Annotated in this window: 24 protein-coding genes; 22 read left to right on the forward strand and 2 right to left on the reverse strand. The window is 50.1% G+C overall.

Annotation, left to right across the window (positions count from 1 at the left end):
• The 3 genes from H7F08_RS09480 to H7F08_RS09490 form a co-directional block, all read left to right on the forward strand.
• A partial coding sequence (locus H7F08_RS09480) for a metallophosphoesterase (protein WP_193640413.1) occupies positions 1 to 533 on the forward strand: 533 nt, incomplete at its 5' end.
• A gap of 12 nt (positions 534 to 545) precedes the next feature.
• Entirely contained in the window at positions 546 to 830 is a 285-nt protein-coding gene (locus tag H7F08_RS09485) for a hypothetical protein (RefSeq protein WP_193640414.1), read from the forward strand.
• A gap of 22 nt (positions 831 to 852) precedes the next feature.
• Positions 853 to 1,275: a hypothetical protein gene (locus H7F08_RS09490; protein ID WP_193640415.1), complete on the forward strand. Its 423-nt coding sequence runs from the start codon at positions 853 to 855 to the stop codon at positions 1,273 to 1,275.
• 109 nt (positions 1,276 to 1,384) lie between these two features.
• On the opposite strand, the gene H7F08_RS09495 is transcribed toward H7F08_RS09490, so the two are convergent.
• Positions 1,385 to 1,945, reverse strand: coding sequence for a metallophosphoesterase (locus tag H7F08_RS09495; RefSeq protein WP_193640416.1), 561 nt, complete (start codon positions 1,943 to 1,945; stop codon positions 1,385 to 1,387).
• 223 nt (positions 1,946 to 2,168) lie between these two features.
• On the opposite strand from H7F08_RS09495, the gene H7F08_RS09500 reads away from it, so the two are divergent.
• The 9 genes from H7F08_RS09500 to H7F08_RS09535 all read left to right on the forward strand — a co-directional run bounded on the left by H7F08_RS09500 (position 2,169) and on the right by H7F08_RS09535 (position 10,733).
• A complete protein-coding gene (locus tag H7F08_RS09500; RefSeq protein ID WP_193640417.1) occupies positions 2,169 to 2,432 on the forward strand; it encodes a superinfection immunity protein in 264 nt (87 codons plus the stop codon).
• A gap of 96 nt (positions 2,433 to 2,528) precedes the next feature.
• Positions 2,529 to 5,495: a type I restriction endonuclease subunit R gene (locus H7F08_RS09505; RefSeq protein WP_193640418.1), complete on the forward strand. Its 2,967-nt coding sequence runs from the start codon at positions 2,529 to 2,531 to the stop codon at positions 5,493 to 5,495.
• Entirely contained in the window at positions 5,485 to 5,607 is a 123-nt protein-coding gene (locus H7F08_RS15675) for a hypothetical protein (protein ID WP_264674693.1), read from the forward strand. Before H7F08_RS09505 ends, H7F08_RS15675 begins: the two co-directional genes overlap by 11 nt.
• A complete protein-coding gene (locus H7F08_RS09510; protein WP_193640419.1) occupies positions 5,604 to 6,893 on the forward strand; it encodes a restriction endonuclease subunit S in 1,290 nt (429 codons plus the stop codon). The genes H7F08_RS15675 and H7F08_RS09510 overlap by 4 nt, the downstream gene beginning before the upstream one ends.
• 2 nt (positions 6,894 to 6,895) lie before the next feature.
• A complete protein-coding gene (locus H7F08_RS09515) occupies positions 6,896 to 7,417 on the forward strand; it encodes a zeta toxin family protein (RefSeq protein WP_193640420.1) in 522 nt (173 codons plus the stop codon).
• Entirely contained in the window at positions 7,414 to 7,632 is a 219-nt protein-coding gene (locus H7F08_RS09520; RefSeq protein WP_193640421.1) for a hypothetical protein, read from the forward strand. Before H7F08_RS09515 ends, H7F08_RS09520 begins: the two co-directional genes overlap by 4 nt.
• A 35-nt stretch (positions 7,633 to 7,667) precedes the next feature.
• Complete coding sequence (locus H7F08_RS09525) at positions 7,668 to 9,275, forward strand: type I restriction-modification system subunit M (RefSeq protein WP_193640422.1); 1,608 nt, start codon at positions 7,668 to 7,670, stop codon at positions 9,273 to 9,275.
• A 31-nt stretch (positions 9,276 to 9,306) separates the two neighbouring features.
• Positions 9,307 to 10,122 (forward strand): PD-(D/E)XK nuclease family protein, encoded by an 816-nt coding sequence (locus H7F08_RS09530; RefSeq protein WP_193640423.1) that lies wholly within the window; start codon positions 9,307 to 9,309, stop codon positions 10,120 to 10,122.
• Between the two features lie 2 nt (positions 10,123 to 10,124).
• A complete protein-coding gene (locus H7F08_RS09535; RefSeq protein WP_193640424.1) occupies positions 10,125 to 10,733 on the forward strand; it encodes a hypothetical protein in 609 nt (202 codons plus the stop codon).
• A gap of 15 nt (positions 10,734 to 10,748) precedes the next feature.
• Here H7F08_RS09535 and H7F08_RS09540 read toward each other — a convergent pair whose 3' ends face one another.
• Positions 10,749 to 11,816 (reverse strand): helix-turn-helix transcriptional regulator, encoded by a 1,068-nt coding sequence (locus H7F08_RS09540; protein WP_193640425.1) that lies wholly within the window; start codon positions 11,814 to 11,816, stop codon positions 10,749 to 10,751.
• A gap of 219 nt (positions 11,817 to 12,035) precedes the next feature.
• On the opposite strand from H7F08_RS09540, the gene H7F08_RS09545 reads away from it, so the two are divergent.
• The 10 genes from H7F08_RS09545 (at position 12,036) to H7F08_RS09590 (ending at position 20,782) form a co-directional block, all read left to right on the forward strand.
• Positions 12,036 to 13,937: an AAA family ATPase gene (locus H7F08_RS09545; protein WP_193640426.1), complete on the forward strand. Its 1,902-nt coding sequence runs from the start codon at positions 12,036 to 12,038 to the stop codon at positions 13,935 to 13,937.
• 58 nt (positions 13,938 to 13,995) lie between these two features.
• On the forward strand, positions 13,996 to 14,322 hold the full coding sequence (locus H7F08_RS09550) for a hypothetical protein (protein WP_193640427.1): 327 nt from the start codon (positions 13,996 to 13,998) through the stop codon (positions 14,320 to 14,322).
• 359 nt (positions 14,323 to 14,681) lie between these two features.
• On the forward strand, positions 14,682 to 15,713 hold the full coding sequence (locus tag H7F08_RS09555) for an ADP-ribosylglycohydrolase family protein (protein ID WP_193640428.1): 1,032 nt from the start codon (positions 14,682 to 14,684) through the stop codon (positions 15,711 to 15,713).
• A gap of 184 nt (positions 15,714 to 15,897) precedes the next feature.
• A complete protein-coding gene (locus tag H7F08_RS09560) occupies positions 15,898 to 16,338 on the forward strand; it encodes a ribonuclease H family protein (RefSeq protein ID WP_227485410.1) in 441 nt (146 codons plus the stop codon).
• 76 nt (positions 16,339 to 16,414) lie between these two features.
• Positions 16,415 to 17,404, forward strand: coding sequence for a hypothetical protein (locus H7F08_RS09565; RefSeq protein ID WP_193640430.1), 990 nt, complete (start codon positions 16,415 to 16,417; stop codon positions 17,402 to 17,404).
• A 51-nt stretch (positions 17,405 to 17,455) separates the two neighbouring features.
• Positions 17,456 to 18,037 (forward strand): hypothetical protein, encoded by a 582-nt coding sequence (locus tag H7F08_RS09570; protein WP_193640431.1) that lies wholly within the window; start codon positions 17,456 to 17,458, stop codon positions 18,035 to 18,037.
• Positions 18,038 to 18,061: 24 nt separating this feature from the next.
• Complete coding sequence (locus tag H7F08_RS09575; RefSeq protein WP_193640432.1) at positions 18,062 to 18,388, forward strand: H-NS histone family protein; 327 nt, start codon at positions 18,062 to 18,064, stop codon at positions 18,386 to 18,388.
• 4 nt (positions 18,389 to 18,392) lie between these two features.
• Entirely contained in the window at positions 18,393 to 19,406 is a 1,014-nt protein-coding gene (locus H7F08_RS09580) for a hypothetical protein (RefSeq protein ID WP_193640433.1), read from the forward strand.
• Between the two features lie 282 nt (positions 19,407 to 19,688).
• The gene (locus H7F08_RS09585) at positions 19,689 to 20,195 is read left to right on the forward strand and encodes a hypothetical protein (RefSeq protein ID WP_193640434.1); all 507 of its coding nucleotides are present in this window, start codon (positions 19,689 to 19,691) and stop codon (positions 20,193 to 20,195) included.
• 35 nt (positions 20,196 to 20,230) lie between these two features.
• Complete coding sequence (locus H7F08_RS09590) at positions 20,231 to 20,782, forward strand: AP2 domain-containing protein (protein ID WP_193640435.1); 552 nt, start codon at positions 20,231 to 20,233, stop codon at positions 20,780 to 20,782.
• The last annotated feature ends 77 nt before the right edge of the window (positions 20,783 to 20,859 follow it).

Raw genomic sequence — 20,859 nt, forward strand, 5'->3', positions numbered from 1 at the left:
GTCATCCCGATGTTCTCTATCGGCTCATGGATCAGGTGCGCTTTGATGTCGATACGGATCGCCTGTTCAGCGTGGGCGATCTGGTGGATCGGGGTCCAAACAGTGCCGCAGCACTGGATCTGTTGGATGCCCCCTGGTTTTATCCGGTGCTGGGCAATCACGACGCCATGCTGTTGGCGACCTTGAATCTGAGCTGTTTGCGGGAGATGGAGCGGGCTGAATCCCAACGGACGGCAGCCTACGCCGATCTTTTCAACCAAAACGGCGGATGGGATTGGCTGCGTCTGTATCGCAGTGAGGAAGAACGCCTTGAACAGTGGCGATCAGCCCTTGCACAGGTGCCATTGGTCCGCATCGTTGACGCAGAGAATAGGACACCGGCAGGGCGTTTTCAGGTGCTGCACGCCGATCTGGCTGCAGAACGGGAGAATATGATGGCCGTGTGCTGGAATGATACCGATCTCGCAGCAGACACCCATCCCCGTTGGCAGGAGGCGCATCCGGTCATCGGTTATGACGCAACGGGGACTTAGGAAGATCATTTATTGTGGGGACGGAGTTTGCGTTATGCCCTGTCCCATGAAATCCCCATCGTTCCGAACGCGTTATCCCGGACTTATGTGGGTCATACCATCACGCCACCCCGGGAAGGCCGTTTATTGCAAGTCGCCGGACATGTGTTTCTGGATACGGGGGCCGCCCATCTGGACCAGCCCGAAAAATATCGCAATCAGGGTTTGACCCTGTTTTGCCATCAGGAACAGCAGGGCTGGATGACTACGGCCACCGGGATGGAGCGCGTAACGCTGGGCAATGTGCCCGTGCTCTAAAGAAATAAGGGGGAGAAAGCATATGGATATCGCCTTGGAACAGGCCCTGCGGCGGGATTATCCCGTACTGTACAGCCACTACCGGGAAAATCATTTCTGGTGCGAAGACGGCTGGTATCCATTGCTTTGTACCTTGTCACAGACGCTGGAAACCTACGCTCAGGAGCATGGCATCCGTATTCACGTCCATGAAGTCAAACAGAAATTCGGGACAATGCGTTATTATTATGGCTATGACGGCGTGCTGCCGGACCGGCAGAAACATACCCTGTTTCAGATCGTCGAGGAATATGAGAATCGCTCCCGCCGGATCTGTGAGCACTGCGGTTTGCCGGGCACCTTATTGGTCCGTGACGGTTACTGGTATGTGGCCTGCCCGGAACATGCCAAGGACGGTCTCACGCCCGCTGCCTTTCAAAAGTTAGGGTGTACCAATTCGGTGTAGCTGGCTCTTCCGACCAGCACCTATTCGGTGCACCCGTATCTATCTATTAATATATTTATTTATGGTAAGCGGTATAACCGGAATGAGCGTGACACCTCACATCAAAAATTCAGTCCCATTTCCGCAATCGCAAAACATCTGCACGATGCCTCTTGGCGACTTCCGGATCAAAGGGTCCCAGCGCATCGCAAATATCGGCAAGTTGCACGGGCCTGCCACCCCAAACATCCGCACTGACTTCCATAGAACCCGGTTGCGGTTGGAAGTTGCCATGCACATGACCGTATAAATGAATCGTGCCATTCCACATGCCCGGCCATTCCCGCATCGGGTAATGGCACAGAAAAACGCTCTTTTCCTCTACATGAATCTTGGTCATTTCCTGTACGCTGGACCACCCCTTGATCTGATTGGAATGGACAGGATCGTGGTTTCCGCGAATCAGGTGTTTGGTGCCATTCAGCTTGTTCAGAAGCAGCGCGATTTGGTCTGGCTTGAGCATGGAAAAATCGCCCAGGTGATAGACGGTATCCCGAGGGTCCACCACGCTGTTCCAGATACGGATTAATGCACTGTCCATCTCATCAGCATCTGCAAAAGGCCGCTGGCAATAAAGAATGATGTTGGCATGCCCGAAATGACTGTCGCTGGTGAAGAAGGTCCGCAGCATGTATCCCAACCTCAATGCAAAAAATGCATCCTGTCACAACCCGATGAGGCTTTTCCAGATCTGTGGGTAAAAACCCATCCGGTCATGTGCATGAATCGGGATAACAGTAAAAGCTTATTTACGCCCACGTCCCAGATTTGTAAGATCATCAGTAAGGAAAGACTTCTGCTGCTTTCGCAGACTTGATTGTGTTGGCCTGCCCATAGAAAAAAGGATGCCGCTCATGATGCACTGGATGATGGATAGTCGCGCGGGTTTTCTGTTTTTGCTGATAACGGCCTTTGTCATCGCGGCACTGATCTATGCGCTTCCAATCTTTATGGCCTGGACCATAGGCAGTCCATACCTCACTGCCATCACGCTCCTGGACCTCTTTCTGGGCTGGACGGTATTAGGCTGGATTGCCGCTTTAATCTGGGCCATGGCTTCGGGTAACGGCGGCACCTTCGATGAGGATGGTCCCTCCCGGCACAAACCCTCCTTCTGAACCATTTCTGGTTTCTACATCCCTACAAAAATTGACGAAAGCCCCTGAAGCTCGCACCATGCACGGGAGTGTTTACAGGAAGCCGCATCCCGCAACATGACCGAACAAGAAATCGAAGAAGCCCTCATCCAGAAACTGGGCGATTTGAAGTACAGCTATCGCCCGGATATTCATGATCGGGCCGCACTGGAAGCCAACTTCCGGCATCATTTCGAAGCCCTGAATCACGTTTCCCTGAGCGATAGCGAATTTGCCCGATTGCTGGAGACGATTGTGACCCCCGATGTGTATGCGGCGTCTCGCATTCTGCGGGAACGCAACCATTTCGAGCGCGATGACGGTACGGCGCTGCACTATACCCTGGTCAACATCAAGGACTGGTGCAAAAACACCTTTGAAGTGATTCATCAGCTGCGCATCAACACCGATTACAGCCATCATCGCTATGACGTGATGCTACTCATCAATGGCGTACCCGTCGTCCAGATCGAGCTCAAAACCCTGCAGATCAGCCCCCGTCGCGCTATTCAGCAAATCGTCGAATATAAGCATGATCCCGGTAACGGCTATGCCAAGACCCTGCTCTGTTTTCTACAACTGTTCATCGTCAGTAACCGCAGTGATACCTGGTACTTCGCCAATAACAACAGCCGACATTTTGCCTTCAATGCCGAGGAACGCTTTTTACCCCTCTACCAGTTCGCACGGGAAGACAACAGCAAGATCACCCATCTGGATGATTTTGCCGACGCCTTTCTGGCGAAATGCACCCTGGGAGAGATGATCAGCCGCTACATGGTACTGGTCGCGAGCGAACAAAAACTGCTGATGATGCGGCCGTATCAAATCTACGCGGTTAAGGCGATCGTGGACTGTATTCACCAGCATCGCGGTAATGGCTATATCTGGCACACCACCGGCAGTGGCAAAACTCTGACCTCGTTCAAAGCCTCGACCCTCCTCAAAGACAACCCCGATATCGACAAATGCCTGTTTGTGGTGGACCGTAAAGACCTCGACCGCCAGACCCGCGATGAATTCAACCGCTTTCAGGAAAACTGTGTAGAAGCCAACACCCACACCGGTACCTTGGTGAGCCGTCTGCTTTCTGACGACTATGCCGATAAGGTCATTGTGACCACCATCCAGAAACTCGGTTTGGCCTTGGATGGGAATCATCGCTACCACTACAAGGACAAACTGGAACCCTTACGGCATAAGCGCATGGTCTTCATTTTCGATGAATGTCACCGCTCCCAGTTTGGCGAGAACCATCAGGCCATCAAGTCATTCTTCCCGAATGCCCAGCTTTTTGGTTTTACGGGCACCCCGATCTTTGAGCAGAACGCCAATTACCAGCAGATCGAGGGAGAACACGCTTCCTATCGCACCACCGCCGACATCTTCCAGCAGCAGCTTCATGCCTACACCATCACCCACGCCATTGATGACCTCAATGTCCTGCGCTTTCATATCGACTACTACAAGCCCGAAGGGAAACAGGCACCGAAACCGGGTGAAGCCCTGGCCAAACGCGCCATCGTCGAAGCGATTCTCTCCAAGCATGATGCTGCTACCGCTGGACGCAAGTTCAATGCTCTGCTGGCCACCGCATCCATTGTCGATGCCATTGAATACCACACCCTGTTCGAGACCATGCAGGCCGAGAAACAGGCCGAAAACCCCGACTATCAACCGCTGAACATTGCCTGTGTTTTCTCGCCACCACCGGAAGGGAATCAGGATGTCCTGCAAATCCAGGAAGACCTGCCCCAGGAGAAAGCCGACAATGCCCAGGATCCGGATCGCAAGAAAGCCGCCTTACAGGCCATTATGGCCATGTACAATCACCGCTATGGTACGAGCCACCGTATCGGGGAATTCGATCTCTACTATCAGGATGTCCAAAAGCGCATCAAGGATCAGCAGTATCCCCATACCGATCTGCCCCATACCCAGAAAATCGATATCACCATTGTGGTGGATATGCTCCTCACCGGTTTTGATTCTGCCTATCTCAATACCCTCTATGTGGACAAGAATCTCAAGTACCACGGACTGATTCAGGCGTTCTCCCGCACTAATCGGGTGCTCAATGACACCAAGCCCTATGGGAACATTCTCGACTTTCGCCAGCAACAATCAGCCGTAGACACCGCCATCAGCCTGTTCTCCGGACAATCCGGGGAACAGGCCAAGAAAATCTGGTTGGTGGATAAAGCCCCGGTAGTCATCGACCGTCTGCAAGGTGCTCTGGGGCAATTAGAGACCTTTCTGCAGTCACAGGGATTACCCGCTGCCCCTGAAGCCGTACCGCAGTTGCAGGGCGATGCAGCGCGCTGTCAGTTCATACAGTGCTTCAAAGAAGTACAGCGTTGCAAAACCCAATTGGATCAATACACGGATTTAACGCCCGAAGAACGGGAATGCATTGAACAGATGGTTCCGCCAGAAACCTTGCAGGGGTTTCGGGGGGTGTATCTGGATACGGCACAGCGATTACGCGAGCAAAGAGCACAAAACCGCGAGCAGACCAGTCCGGAAGTCGAGCAACTGGATTTTGAGTTTGTCCTTTTTGCCTCGGCCGTAATTGATTACGACTACATCATGACCCTGATCAGTCGTTACACGAACCCCACACCGGGCAAACAAACCATGAATCGGGAAGCACTGGTGGGATTGATTCAATCTGATGCCCAGTTCCTGGATGATCGGGAAGAGATCACCGCCTACATTGATACCCTGAAAGCGGGTAAGGGATTGGATGAATCGGCTATCAGGGAAGGTTTTGAACACTTCAAGAAGCAGAAGCAACAGCAGCGCGTACAAGAAATTGCCCAGGCGCATGGACTGGATGTCCAAGCCCTTCAGGACTTCATGGCGCAGACCCTGAGCCGGATGATTTTTGATGGGGAACAGCTCAGTGAATTACTGGCGCCGCTGCAGTTGGGTTGGAAAGCCCGCACGCAGAAAGAATCTGCCCTCATGCAGGATTTGATTCCCTTGCTGCATAAACAGGCTCAGGGACGGGAGATTTCGGGGCTGGAGGCTTATGAACAATAAACAGTCCAAGAACGCGGCTACCACGCGTCTGGAAACAAAACTTTTGCAGATCGATGGATTAAGTGTGGATCACCCGCTACGGCAGGAAGAACAGGGAAAACACAACGGATGAGCGGAACAAAACACAGTGAATTCTTGCCCAGGTTGCGGTTTCCAGAGTTTCGGGCAGCGGGAGAGTGGGAAGAAAAACAGCTTGGTATTGTCGCAAAAATTAGCGCTGAAAAGGTCAAAGATGCTTCCTGTATCCCCATGAGCATTACCTCTGGCGTTGGACTTGTTAGCCAGATGGAAAAGTTCGGGCGGATAATCGCTGGAAGTTCATATTCTAATTATCTAATTCTTAAAAAAAATTACTTCGCTTACAACAAGAGTGCAACCAAAGAGTATCCGGAGGGATTTATCGCATTGTATTTAGGCGACGAACTTGCTGCTGTACCAAACAGCATTTTCACATGTTTTCACATTAAAGGTGAGTCGCCTGTTCCACAATACATGAACTATCTATTTCTCGATAATCTGCATGGTAAGTGGTTACGGAGGTTTATAGAGGTCGGTGCTCGTGCTCATGGGTCGCTAAGTATCACCGATGACGATTTACTTGCCTTACCAGTGCCGATACCTAGCGGTAAAACATCCATTCTCGAACAACAAAAAATCGCCGACTGCCTTTCCTCCCTCGACGACCTGATCACGCTGGAGGCGCAAAAGCTCGATAGTCTCAAGGCCCATAAAAAAGGGCTGATGCAGCAACTTTTCCCCCGCGAAGGAGAAACACAACCCCGTCTTCGTTTTCCTGAATTTGAAAATGCTGGGGAGTGGGAAGATGGCACGTTGGACGATATAGCTACATTTAGGCGAGGGAGTTTTCCTCAGCCTTATGGGCTGCCAGAATGGTATGACGAAAAAAACGGGATGCCTTTCATTCAGGTTTTCGATGTTGGTGATGACTTTAGGCTTAAAGGTAAAACTAAAAATAGAATAAGCAAATTAGCGGCTGAAAAAAGCGTCTTCATTCCAGAAGGCACATTAATTGTTACGTTGCAGGGCTCAATAGGCAGAGTTGCGATCACTCACTATGATGCTTACATTGATAGGACACTGCTCATATTTGAGAGCTTTAGGAAACCCATAGAAAAAATCTTTTTTGCCCGCGTCATTCAAAACCTCTTTGATATAGAAAAGGAGCAAGCTCCAGGAGGGATTATCAAGACGATTACGAAAGAAGCACTGAGTGAATTTAAGGTTAAATTTCCGACGATCGATGAACAACACCGCATCGCCTCCTGCCTAACCAGCCTCGATGACCTCATCACCGCCCAAACCCAAAAGCTCGAAGCCCTCAAAACCCACAAAAAAGGCTTAATGCAGCAGCTATTCCCGCAGGTCTCTGAGGAATAGACATGCCCACCCCCAAAATCATCATCATCGCAGGACCCAATGGCGCCGGTAAAACTACCTTTGCCCGCTCTTTTCTGCCCGATGAAGCCCAATGCCCACGTTTCATCAATGCCGATCTGATCGCAGCCGGTCTGTCGCCCTTTGCCCCTGAAGTAGCCAACCTGCGGGCAGGCCGGTTGATGCTCGAAGAAATTGCCGCCTGCGTGCGTCGTCAAGAGAGCCTGGCCTTTGAAACCACCCTCTCTGGTCTCACTTATTTACGTCATATTCAACAATGGCGATCACAGAGATATGACGTGGAACTGTTTTTTCTGGCCTTACCCAATGCCGAAACGGCCATTGCCCGAGTGGCCGAACGGGTGCGTCAGGGCGGTCACGATATCCCTGAGCAGGTGATTCGCCGCCGCTTTGATTCAGGGTTGAAGCACTTCGAGCAATACTATCGATATCGCGTCAATAGCTGGGCGAAGTATGATAATAGCGGTCCAGAACCTTTACTGTTGGAATGGGGAGAAAATCCATGAATACCGGCAAAGATATTGCCCAGGCCCGTAATCCGGATTTGCGTGCTTCCATGGCAGCCATGCGCCGCGCCGCCCAACTGGCCAGACAGATCGCCATACAAACCAATACCGGCATTGTGATGGTCCGGGATGGGCAGTGCGTCCGTATCTCGGCCCAGGAACTTCGCGAAGCCGATGCTGCGGCTCAGCAATCATCCGCAACCGCCGATGTCTGAGCGACACGCTTTAACCCAAGGAATCCTCTGCCATCATGACTGAAATCGACCAAAAACAATTGGGCAACACCCTCTGGGGTATTGCCGATCAACTACGCGGTGCCATGAATGCCGATGACTTCCGCGATTACATGCTTTCCTTCCTGTTTCTACGTTATCTGTCCGATAACTACGAAATGGCCGCAGCCAAGGAACTGGGGCCAGATTATCCACGACTGGAAGCCGGTGACCGCCGTACCCCACTGGCCCTCTGGTATGCCAACAATCCCGAGGATATCGACGCTTTTGAAACGCAGATGCGCCGCAAAATCCACTATGTGATTCGCCCCGAATACCTCTGGGGCAGCATCTCGGAACTGGCCCGCACCCAAAACGCGGAATTGCTCCATAAGCTGCAAAAGGGCTTCGATTACATTGAGAACGAATCCTTCGCCAGTACCTTTAATGGCCTCTTTTCGGAGATCAATCTGAACTCCGAAAAACTGGGTAAGGACTACAGTGCCCGCAACCAACAGCTATGCACCGTTATTCAGGCCATCGCAGCAGGGTTATCGCAATTCTCCACCAATCAGGATGTCCTGGGCGACGCTTACGAATATCTGATCGGTCAGTTTGCCGCAGGATCGGGTAAAAAGGCGGGCGAGTTTTACACCCCGCAACAGATTTCCAGCATCCTCTCCGGCATCGTCACCCTCGACAGTCAGGACCCGGCTACTGGAAAGAAAAAACAACTGGACAGTGTTCTCGATTTTGCCTGTGGTTCAGGATCGCTACTGCTGAATGTCCGGCACCGTATGGGATCGCATGGCATCGGCAAAATCTTCGGACAGGAAAAGAACATCACTACCTATAACCTGGCGCGCATGAACATGCTGCTCCATGGGGTCAAAGACTCCGAATTTGAAATCTACCATGGCGACACCCTGGCGAATGATTGGGACTATCTCAGGGAAACCAATCCCGCCAAGGCCCCGCAGTTTGATGCAGTAGTCGCTAATCCGCCCTTCAGTTATCGCTGGGAACCCAACAGTGCGTTGAGTGAAGACATGCGCTTCAAGAACTACGGTCTGGCGCCCAAATCCGCCGCTGACTTTGCCTTCTTGTTGCATGGCTTTCATTTCCTCAAACCTGAGGGCGTCATGGCCATCATTCTGCCCCATGGTGTGCTGTTTCGCGGGGGTGCGGAAGAACGCATCCGCACCAAACTCCTCAAGGATGGAAACATCGACACCGTTATCGGTCTGCCCGCCAATCTCTTTTTCTCCACCGGCATTCCTGTCTGCATCCTCGTCCTGAAAAAGTGCAAGAAACCCGATGACGTGCTCTTCATCAACGCCGCCGAACACTTTGAGAAAGGCAAACGCCAGAATCGCTTACGCCCTGAAGATATCGACAAGATCATCGATACCTATCAGTTTCGCCGGGAGGAAGATCGTTACGCCCGCAGAGTCCCCATGACCGAGATTGCGGACAATGATTACAACCTCAATATCAGCCGGTATATCAGTACAGCAACCCCCGAAGAGGAAATTGATCTGCAAAAAATTCACGCTGATCTAGCGTCCTTGAGTCGTGCCATTGATGCATCTAAAGAGAAACATAATGAGTTTCTTCGTGAGCTTGGGTTAGAGATTTTGCCTTAAGCTGAAACATTTTTGGTCGAAAGGAAATAATATGGAAAAAGAATCTCTTATCAAGGTTTTCAATGAAATGAAGTCTATCATTCCAGATTCTTCAGGAAAAGAAAATGAGTTCAAAATCGATGAATTCGAGAGCTTCTTGACAAAAATGCAAAAGAAAGCCATAGATAAAGCTCAAAAAATCAAGAATTCAATGAAAAATGATCACCCGATGTTTGGGCCTATCAACTTGTTGCGCCCTATGGGTCGCCGGCACAATGAATTGTCTTATACAAAGCTTCTGGCCTATTTCCTTACTCCCAATGAACCTCATGGCTTCGGAGACAAAATTACGCATGCATTATTGAATAAAATTTTTGGATCAGAATTTGAGTATGAGCAGATATTTGTTGACAGTGAGTATTACTGCAACAAAGATTCAAGGATTGATCTTTGGATGACTGGAAAATATGGACATGAGTCCAGCAATAAACAAAAGTTTCTTGTAATCATAGAAGCAAAAGTAGGTGCCTCTTTCGGCGGAAACCAGTTAGCAAGATATTCTAAATGTGCCAGTAAATGGAAAAGAGAAAATAAATCAGAAATAGTGCATAAAATTCTATTGATTCCTGATAATAAAAGGTCATGGAATGCAAGGGAAAATGATTGGCAGGTTTTATTATTCTCAGACTTGTTTAATATAATCTGGAAAGTCATTGATGATAATACAGATAAACCTGGATTTCATTATGCTAGATTCTATCTAACAAGCATCTATCAAGATGTTTTAGATTTAGATTTAAGCCCAGAACCTAAATGCGATCCATATCCATATTTACGATTTCCATTGGATTCAGAACAGGAGGATTGATCATGGCTGGCGAATATTTAGCACTTTATGTAAAGCATCCATCGGATATAGATTTCTGCTGGAATAATGATGATGATGATGAAGTATTCGATAACACTCTAAAAAAATTAAGCTTCAATGACGATGAAATAAATAACTATAAATCTCTTAAAACTGAATATATAGACCTTCTTAAAAAAGAATTAAAAACCTTATGGGATCTTGTTAATGGTAAAATGGTAACAATAGTTGAAAAAAATGGTTTTAAAAGGGTTAATGAAAAAAATCACAAAGTTTATTTAATGCGGAGGATGGAGGAAAAAAAACATAAGATGTCACTTTACTTTCAAATTATTGCAATTGACAATAATGTGATGTGTCAATTTTGGATATGGTCAAAAGGAGGGAAGGCTGCGTCACAAGAAATGCTAAGAATTCTTAGTAATGAATCCTGGTATATTTTGTCCGATTGGCCCCCTGGCTATGTTGTTCACCAAGATATTATTATTAAAGATTTTATGGATATTGATCAAAAATCTGTCGATCTTCAGAAACTGGCTAAAGCAATTGTACAGCCATTTAGAGATATTAATAAGGATCAGTGGAAACAAATCCTGACTATCGCAAATTGATTGTGACAATTGAAATCAAGCTTGGGCTTTTGGCAAACGGTTATACATTGCTGCCATAGCCCCAGTGCGTTCGCGCAATTCCATAAAAAGTGCGGGTGGTTCAAGCACCCGCAGGTTTTCCCCAAAGCTCAGAATCCACCAGCGAAGGGCTTCTGTGTCCTCTACCTGCGCGCTGACTTCACACCAGCGTCTCCCGATCTTCCCTATGACCTGATCACTGGAGAGGGGGCGTTCCTGAATGAGCCGTAGGAGCGATTTGTCTATTTGTAAACGCAATAGAATCTTTTCTGAACCTCTGGATAGCTGCAAGCTACTCCGTACAAAATCCTGAAGTACAAAAGCGGCTGTTGGCTGGCTTGCGCTTTCTTGCATGATTTCAATATGGGCGATGCGATGGGCGGCGAATAACGCAGGTTCTGCGTGGTTCTGACTTTTCCCGACCATATAGAGCACCCCATCTCTTAGCGCTAATCCCCAGATGCTGAGAACATGATTTTTGATTGATTGGTTCACGGCCCGATACTGGATGGTTACCTGTTTACTGGTTTCTATGGATTCAGCCAGTTGCATCAGTAAGTTGGGTGATAATCGGGGCGCTTTCTGTACGCTGTCTGACAAGACCACCACATGTTTGCGCCAGTTCGCCAATGTCGTACGCGCCAAGGCACGTTCTGCTTGTTGGCGATAAATTTCCAAATCTTCCAGCAGGCTCCTGGGCAACAAATACTGCATCTCCTCCAAACCCAAGAGAATCGCCAGTGCCGCAGATGGCTCAAGATATGGGGCCTGAATCCCTGGTGATTGATGTGCCCAGAACCAGCCATGCGGATTGCCATCATCGCACGCGATAGGGTAGTACCGCTCAAGCCAAATCAGATCGCGCTGAATGGTGCGTAAGGTTGTCTGCTGGTTCATTTCTGACAATCGTTTCTGCAATTGCATTACCGTGCGCTTTCCATGCCCGGCCTGGGGCAGGTGTTGAAGGATGGCAAGTCTCCGAAAGAACTGCATTTCATCACGCATAAAAGCCCCCATCTGAAAATTTTGCATGCGACGATTATGGTCGCAACGTGCTGATAGCATAGTTCTCATTCGCCAGGAGAACCAGTCATGTCCAAAAAATCCAAGCCTATCCATAAATCTCGTCCATCAGCTGCAATTGACGACGCTTGCGATTGGGATTGTGAACCAGATGTCCCGGTCTTCATTTCTTGGGAAGACCCGCATTATCTTTGGGCATGCCACTATGCCCTGCGGATACTCAGTCACGACGGCCACCGATTAGGGAGTCATTGGTGGTTTATGAAGGATGATTTTGCTCACGAACTCTTGGAGTGGGACGAACATCGCTATCAAAAACATTCAATTCAAGGACGCTTGCGTCGTGCCCGCAGCCTATTGAGGCGCAAAAAAATACCAGAAACCGCCTGTGAGCTGGACCGGAATGTCGATGCCCTAGCTTCCCGTTTGGGATTCGGTAACGTAGAACAAAAAATCATCCACCTGGCCGCTTTGGTCGATGAATATCCCATCCTGGGAATATTTTTTGAGGATACGGATGATTGGAATACGCACCAGAACCATACCCGCATCGCCATTGCTTTGGATCTTGATCCATCCCGGATATTACAAGCTTTAGGACCTCGTGAAGGGCTGCGTAGCAGTGGGCTTTTAAAACATCTGGAACGCGATGGTTTTGGGTTGATGCCGGGACTTGCTACCGCGTTGCTGCAGGAACAGACGGATGAAACGCAATTGTTTTCTGGGTTATTCCAGAGTCTACCGCCCTCAGCCTTTAATTTGGCGGATTTTCCCCACCTGCAAGCGCATAGCCGTATCTTGACGCGCATATTGACTGGTGCCCAACAAGATCAGACGCAAGGTGTGCATATTCTCCTGCACGGTGCCCCTGGAACCGGTAAAACCGCCTACGCTCGGGCACTGGCGGCAGCTATGGAATGGTGTGTTGTAGAAGTTCGACATGAAGACGCCAAGCAGGAACCCCTGGAAGGAGATACCCGTTTTCAGGCCTTTGCTCTCTGCCAGCGGGCTTTGGCCAAACAAAGTCAGACGCTTGTTCTTTTCGATGAAGTGGAAGATGTATTTGGTGAGCCCCACCCCTGGTTTCCGCTGCCACCCCGACATAAAGCCTGGACCAATCATCTGTTGGAACAGGCCAAGGTGCCGACAGTCTGGATTACCAACCGTATCGAGAGTATTGACCCCGCTTATCGCCGTCGATTTCTCTACACCCTGGAATTTCGCAATCCTCCCAAGCGCGTTCGTCAGAAAATGCTGGATGCCCAAATGCAATCAGTTGAACTACCTGAGGGGCAAACCGCACTTTGGGCAGAGCGTAGCGATTTATCGCCTGGGCGCATCCAGCAGGCATCCACAATTGCTACGCTCTGCAGACCAGAATCGGCTACTGAGAGTGCGGAACTCATTGAGCACGTCTGGTCTCTCCATCAGTCAGCCCAAATTCCTGACGCGTGGACTGCCTTTGACCCGACCCTGATTGAATCGGATACTGACTTGAACAGCGTGCTTTCTTCCTTACAAAAGCACCAGAATGCCACGCTCTTGTTTCATGGCCCTTCTGGTACTGGAAAAACTGCGTTCGCACGTCATCTGGCGGATCAGTTGGGGAAAACTCTCTATACCCGCAGCCCCTCCGATCTGCTCAGTAAGTATGTCGGAGACAATGAACAGAATCTGGCAGCGGCTTTCCGAGAAGCTCTGGGAGAAATCCTTTTTCTGGATGAAGTCGATAGCTTTCTGCAGGAGCGCGCGCATGCCCAGCATAACTGGGAAATCAGCATGGTCAACGAACTGCTACAACGCATGGAATCCTTCGCCGGCATACTGATACTGGCTACTAATCTCCCAGAGACACTGGATCGCGCAATGTATCGACGCATGGACCTGAGTATTGGATTCCAGCCGCTGGGTAAAGCCAAACGTCAGTATCTCTGGCAACAATTGCTCAAGGTGCTGGAAATTCCTGATGCGCCCGATTACGTGCGGAAAAACGCAGGATTAGCGCATCTGGTACCCGCCGATCTGGCTCGGGTCATTCGGCGCCACCGATTCCAACCGTTTCGGGAAGGCAAAGACCTTTGGCAGTTTCTGGAACAAAGCGAAACCCAGCGGCGGAGGGGTGCCCTCCAGGAGGTAGGATTCACAGCCCATTTAACCTGCTGAATTCATCAACACCGGATACAGTTTGTTTACATTGTGTTTTTTTAAGAAGGAGTTTTCCATGAAAAAATTGATCCGTTTAATTGCCGAAGCCAAAGAACTGGAGGACTGCAAAATGATTTTGCAGTTGGTGGTCGAAGACGAAAAACTGGTTGCCCAGGATCATTTTGGTTACCAAAATGAAGAAGGCGATATTTACCCGTTAATTTTGTATGCCCCGGACTCTACTCATGAGGTCATGCAAAAAATGGAATTTGGTGCGTGTTGCGATATTGTTGCCACGACCAATTTATTTACCAAACGCATCATCGTCGGTGAGTATTTCACGTTGATCGAGGATAAAGATGAGTACACCTACCAAATCACGCATGTGACGGAAATGATGTAGTTGCACCTCAAGTTGATGCACTGCCAGCACGCTGGGCTGGCAGTGCCTTCATCCATATCCGTCGATTACCCACGATATTGCCCAAGGAGGACATAATGGCTCAATGCCGATATTGCAAAGCGATTGGCATCAACATGAAACGTTGTAAGGTTTGTGGTAGTTTTTGGTGTGCTTGGTGTTCGCGTCAGGGGCGCGGACCTTACCCTCAGGAGACTGCTGTTAACCGCTGTCCCTATTGTGGGAAATACAATTGCATAGAAACCATGCGATAGAAGCGGGTCGTGTTCAGGTTCTATGAAACAAAAAAGAGCGAAAGAACTGCGCGCATGTTTTCCACTTGTTATCAGGAGAAGGACAGCATGAATCCCACCATTTCACCTACGCCAGAAGACCGTATTCTGGCTGGTTTCATGGGAGGTGCATTGGGTGATGCTTTGGGGGAGCCGGTAGAATTTCTGAGTGTTGAGAATCGGCTAAGTCGCTGGGGACATCAAGGCGTAATGGAGTTTGTGCATCCAGGTCAATGTGGGCATTTTACGGATGATACGCAACTGACTTTGTTTACCGCCGAAGCGTTGATTCTGCATGCCAGCACAGGGGAACCTTTGCAAATTGCCCTGCATAAAGCCTACATGCGCTGGTTATTGACCCAGGAAGTGCCCTGTCGTTTACCTGCTGATGATTTCAGTAGTGAGGGGTTTTTGCTGGATGAGCTAGTGTTACATCAGCGAATGGGACCTGGACGGACTTGTTTGACTGCGTTGGCGCAGGCAGCAGATTGGGGCATACCTGCCATCAACAATAGTAAGGGATGCGGTGGGTTAATGCGGGTAGCTCCCATTGGTTTCTGGGCAGCTATACACCCAGAACATTGGCCATTACAACGTACCTTTCAGGTGGCAAGCAGCGCTGCGCAACTCACCCATGGTCATCTCTGTGGTTACCTTTCTGCAGGGACTTTCGCCGTTCTATTACAGGAAATTATCTCGGACACACCACTTAATGAGGCCTTGGCCGTGGTGATGGATATATTGTCAGAACTTGAGGAAACAGGTCAGAACGTATTGTCTGCATTGCAGCAGGCCAACGATCTGGCGGAAAAGGGAGTAAACTGGTCCGCTGCCTCTATGCTTTTAGGAAAAGGGTGGGTTGCAGAAGAGATATTGGCCATCAGCATTTATTTGGGATTGACCGCGCCAGACTTTTTAACCGGTATCCGTTGGGCAGCCAATCATCCGGGTGATGCGGATTCCATTGGGGCTATCAGCGGCCAATTGTTGGGTGCAATTTGGGGGATTCAGACTATTCCGGAAGACTGGATAGAACGACTGGATGGCAAGGGAGTTATCTACTTATTGGTTTCGCAGTTCCTGAATGGGACCCAATGGTAGCGTGAGGAGTATCAAGCTTGAATAGTTTGAATAAACAAGTAGCTTGCTTTCGAATGGACGGAGTGGGGAAGCAAGGAGCGTCGTTCTTCCAGCGCCACAATAGTTGTCTGGCCATTTTTTGGGGAAACGCTGAGCGGTTGCGTTATACTCCGGAAAGTAACTTTCGATGAAAAGGAACTTGATTTTGAGTCTATGGCGAATTTGGTGCGATGGCTCTTGTGGCCCTACCAATCCTGGCCCCTGTGCCTGGGGTTCTGTTATTCAATCTCCCGATGGAACGCGCACAGAGCATTGCGGTTTTATCCAGAAACAGGGGACCAACAACATCGCGGAACTGACCGCCGCCATTGAATCTTTGCGCAAGGTTCCCGAAGACGCTGAAGTCATCCTTTGCTCGGACAGCCAGTATGTCCTGAAAGGCCTGAATGAATGGATCCCCGGTTGGATTAAAAAAGGCTGGAAAACCGCCGCAGGAAAACCGGTCATGAATCAGGCACTGTGGCAGCAGCTCTATGCCTTGTATAGCGCCCGTAAAGTCCAGGTGGAGTGGGTTCGTGGACACAATGGGCATCCGGAAAACGAACTAGCCGACCAACTGGCAAATCGGGGATTGAGCATGGGGTAAACTATCGAAAAAGGCACCAGACCCATGGTGCAGGGTGGCTTATCCCGAAAGACGTATAACAACCTACAGAGAGATCATGAAAAAACGTAGTGGAAGAATTAATGCCATCCTCGGAGAAATCATGCCCATCGCACATGCCGTGGGAAATCCGCTGTCGTTGGATACTGACCTGAGTCGCATTCAGACCATACTGTATAATCTCTTATGCGAACGTGACGAAGAAGCTTTTCAGGCCGTTCTGGAAACCTTCCGCGCAGAAGGATTGGTCGATCTGTGGCAGTTCTGCTGGAATCAAGCCACGGAAATGGCCTGTGCCAAGTCCTATGAAAACGGTTTTCGGAGTCTCCTGATTGCCGTGCCTTTCCTGGCAAATTGGTCCGGAGAATGCAACGCGACTGACCGCAAAACACTGACCAAGGTGTTGAAGCAACACCAATTGATTCCGCCACGGGGCAAGCTGCAATGGCTGCTGCAACCCCAATCGATTTATCACTTGCGCGCCAACAGTCCCCTGCAGTTATGGATAATGAATACGCCCGGAGCGAACGCACCTTATCCTTGGAATTACAACCGGATGACGGTTCCAGGCATGTACCTGCTGGTAGGCCGATTGGAGTTTCCCGAACAGAATACGCCCCAATGGCCCGATCCTGAACAGCTCGCCCGCGATCAACGTGAAGCCCTGGGATGGCCAGAAGGATCACTGGACGCTTGCGCGCCCTTACATTTCTTTTTGGAAATCGGTCAGGATGAACCAGAAACCGAAGAGGATCACCTGCTGGAAATCAGCTTTACGGTCTTGGGCGCCCTCAAAAAACAGCTCGAAGAAGAACAGCTTTCTGCAGAAGACTGCACGGTTTGTGTGGAGGCCAGAAGCGATAATCACTTAACCGTGACGCTTCAGCCCAAGTATCACCGTAAAGCGCTGCTGTGTAATGTCGAGTACAACGCCACCCGCATTCATCGCCTGGCACTCATGCACAAGATCGAACAGGTTTTGACCGATTACGGGTTTTCTGTAGAAGCAGGCGCGTCTTTGCTTTCACAGCCGACACGCCTGCATTAAACGGAGAGAAAAGCGCCCTATGGATGCCCAATTTCACCGGAAGGCTGCCCGATGACCCGCAATATGATTGATCGACTGCCCCTTCCGCCGAGACAAAAACAGGCCCTGCGGCAAGCCCGAATCAGCGAGAAAATGCTGGCAGATGCCATCGTGCAACGAGATCAGATGAGTATGGAAGAGAAAGCCATACTGATAGACCGCATCGCAGAAATCCAGCCACAACTAATAGGCAGTATTGTGGTCCTTTTCCGTATGGGCATTCCAGAGGCCCGTCTGGAAATGCTGGTGGATTTATTGCTGATGCTGACCTTGGCACTGGATCAGGGAGGCATCACCTTGCCCGCAGCCGATGAGGATCTGGTAGAGCAGTGTTATGAACGGGTAACCCGTCGAATGACCCAGGAAACAGACCTCCGCGTACTTCCCATGGAAAGGCAGCGTGTTTCCCAGGACTACATCGAGCAACATCCTGAGCAATGGTTACTGAGCTATGTATTTCATCTGATTAATCCGCTGACCCAATCCAGCGAGGAGGATCGCGTTGTTACCCTACTTGTGACCACGGCCCTCAATTATGTTGAAATAGTCACCGAACTGCTGCATCCCCGATGGGAACGGAAGCAGGCCCATTAACGCCCACCCTGAGAGAACGAAACCATGAGCATCTTGCAAGAATTGGAAGCCGCCAAAAAAGCCAAAGAAGCCGCTGATAAACGGGTGGAGGAGCTTCTCAAACAAGCCAAGGACGAAGGATTGGCAGAAATACGCCGGATCGTCGAGGACTTGGGATTGACGGCCAAGGACCTCCTGAAACTGGTTCCTTCTGAGCCGCAGAAAACGCGTCGCGTGCGCAAGTCCCCAGCCTTTTGGTATCAGCATCCAACGGATCCCCATCTGGTCTGGAAAGGGGCAGGACCCAAACCTGCCTGGTTCAAGGCGTTGGGTGAAGAAGCCCAACAAGCCTGCAAAAAAGCGGCGGGTTGAATCGATGAAAGCCTCTACCGGCAGTAACGTGGCCTCTCCGCAGGCGCTTGCCATCACCGCACTGGCAACGCGCTATCTGTTGGACAATGAATTTTCTGTGGAACCCCAATTGGGGGAAGCTGTGGACGCATTACTCGTCGAAGAGGACGAAGAAACCCTGCAAACCATTTCCCTGCTGCTGTATGAAAAAGATCCGGATGCCTCTGAAGATTTCTGGGATTATGCGCGGGAACGTGCAGAAATGTTCCTGACCGAAGAAGGGCAGGTCAGCACCCTGTTTGCCGTACCGGTACGCCATCCAGCATTCATTCAGGGATTTTCGGCAGAACGGGCTGCGGCTTCCTTTTTTACGCAAGGACTTGTCTGCGCAAATGCTAAAGTCACCTTTTATCCCGCCCCGGTAGATGGCGGGCAACTGCTGAATATGTCTCCGGTAGAAGTGTTTCGCCTCCATACGGCACTGGGCCAGGACTATCGGGAAGCCGCTACCTTGCTCAGTACACAAACCTATGCTGAAGGCACGCATCCCTATATTTGCTTCATCGGTATTGTCAGCTACTCCGCGCAGATGCCGGGGCATTGTGTGGCTTGGGAGTTACCTTCGGATGACTTTGTGCGCCGCATTCAAAACTGGACCGAACAATCGGATCTGGCCGTGTTGGGTCTTAATAGGCAGCAAAACGCGCTGGGATATCCGGGTCGAATGGTGTTTGCGGTTCGCGAAGGGGCACAGGAATATCAGGATATCGTTCTGGAAGAATTCGTAACCCGAGTGGTTGGGGAAAAGTCGGGCCAGATTCTCGCCCGTCTGCAGGATCACCCGATTATGGAAGGGCTCACGCTGGAACTGTATGATGCCGCCCAAGAGTATGGGTCACTCTATATACCCTGGAAGCAGTTGGATCAGACGCGTGCGGATGTCATTGAGCGGATATTCGATTTACTCCGAGAATCGGGTGTCATGGGCCTCATGTTTCAGGACTACGAGGCGGGTGAAATATCCCGAGTGCAGCACTAATGGAATGGGTCAGCCTGTGGGTAATCCGGAGGGCGTGCATTTACCCAACAGAGGTGATGATGCGTGATCTGCGACAGGCTGGTGGCATTTTACCTCTCGAAAAGTGGCGTAATAGGGCGGTTTCAGTGCTATCTCATGCTTGGATGGCAAGCGCATAAACTACTCGGTATTCCTTCAGTCCATTGAGAATTCTCGGGCACGTATCATGGGTCTGACCGCTTCGATTGCGGGATGATTGGGAAAACTCTATGGTTCGTAAAAAAGAGGAAACTTTATGCTACGATGCGAAAAACCTCCATTCATGAAAAAGTTGCAACCTGCATGACCGTGACATCGTTAAAAAAACGTCCTCTGTCCTCTGAGGCATCGTTGCAAAGCCCTTTGGTGATTATCACGATCGGGGCCACAGCTTCCGGAAAAAGCACCTGGGCGCAGCAGATGCAGAAAAAGTACAGCACACTGGATATAGCGATCATTCAAACGCCCGAAGCATCTGCCAGGAACCAAACACAATGGCTCAACACGGTGAAAGCAGCCCTGCATCACGCCGTGATCATATTGGACGGCAAAAATTTGGATGATGCTCAATTCTGCCGAGACCTTCAGGCACTCAACGCATTGGGTGTCAAGGAGGTTGTCATCCAGTATTTTGCGCCGGAAAGCCTGTTTGTTCTTCTGTCCAGAAGTAAGGGCGTCGGTGGCGAACAAATTCGCCATGAACTGCAGACCATCCAAAGTCAGGCGCATTATCTGAACCTGCTAGATGCAGAAGGGTATACATCTGACTAAAAACGGTTATCTATTTTCCGTGTAAAGAATTGGACATGTCGATAGAACGGGGAAAAATGCCACAGGAAACTGCCAGCAACTCCGAAGCAGATTATGGAATGACCCGACTGGATTATGCGAAATCGAAAGGGTGGTGGGTAAGGCTGTATCGCCCAGGATCGAAAAAACCGGATGCCAGCAAGCTCTTTTCTGACTCCGCGCATAATGGTTACGAAGCAGCGCGCATCGCTGCTCGAACATGGCGGGATGAAAAAATGGCAGAACTGGACATTCAGCCCAGACAGCGGGATGGAAACGGCCATTTTACGACGTATAGCCGCAACCGATCAGGAAAAATTGGGGTGCGGTTATGCCATGATTACACTGCGGACGGCAGTATTTCCCGGATCTACTGGGAGGCCAAATTCATGGTGAATGGCAAGCAGCGGGTGCGCTCTTACTCGGTGTGGAAATATGGCTATGAATGTGCCTGGAGATTGGCGATTGCCGAACGCCAGCGGCATGACGGTGAACCGGTTCGGGACACGGTTCCAGAACGTCCGGACTGGTTGGTGGCACTCGCTGTTACGCACGGTTTAACGTTATAACGGGCTTACTGCACTACTGCAGCTGACGCGTGGACCATTCCAAGAAGACCAAGGTAGTTGCAGATGCAGCATTATTT

This window comes from Acidithiobacillus sp. HP-11, assembly GCF_015100075.1.
GTDB lineage: Bacteria > Pseudomonadota > Gammaproteobacteria > Acidithiobacillales > Acidithiobacillaceae > Acidithiobacillus > Acidithiobacillus thiooxidans.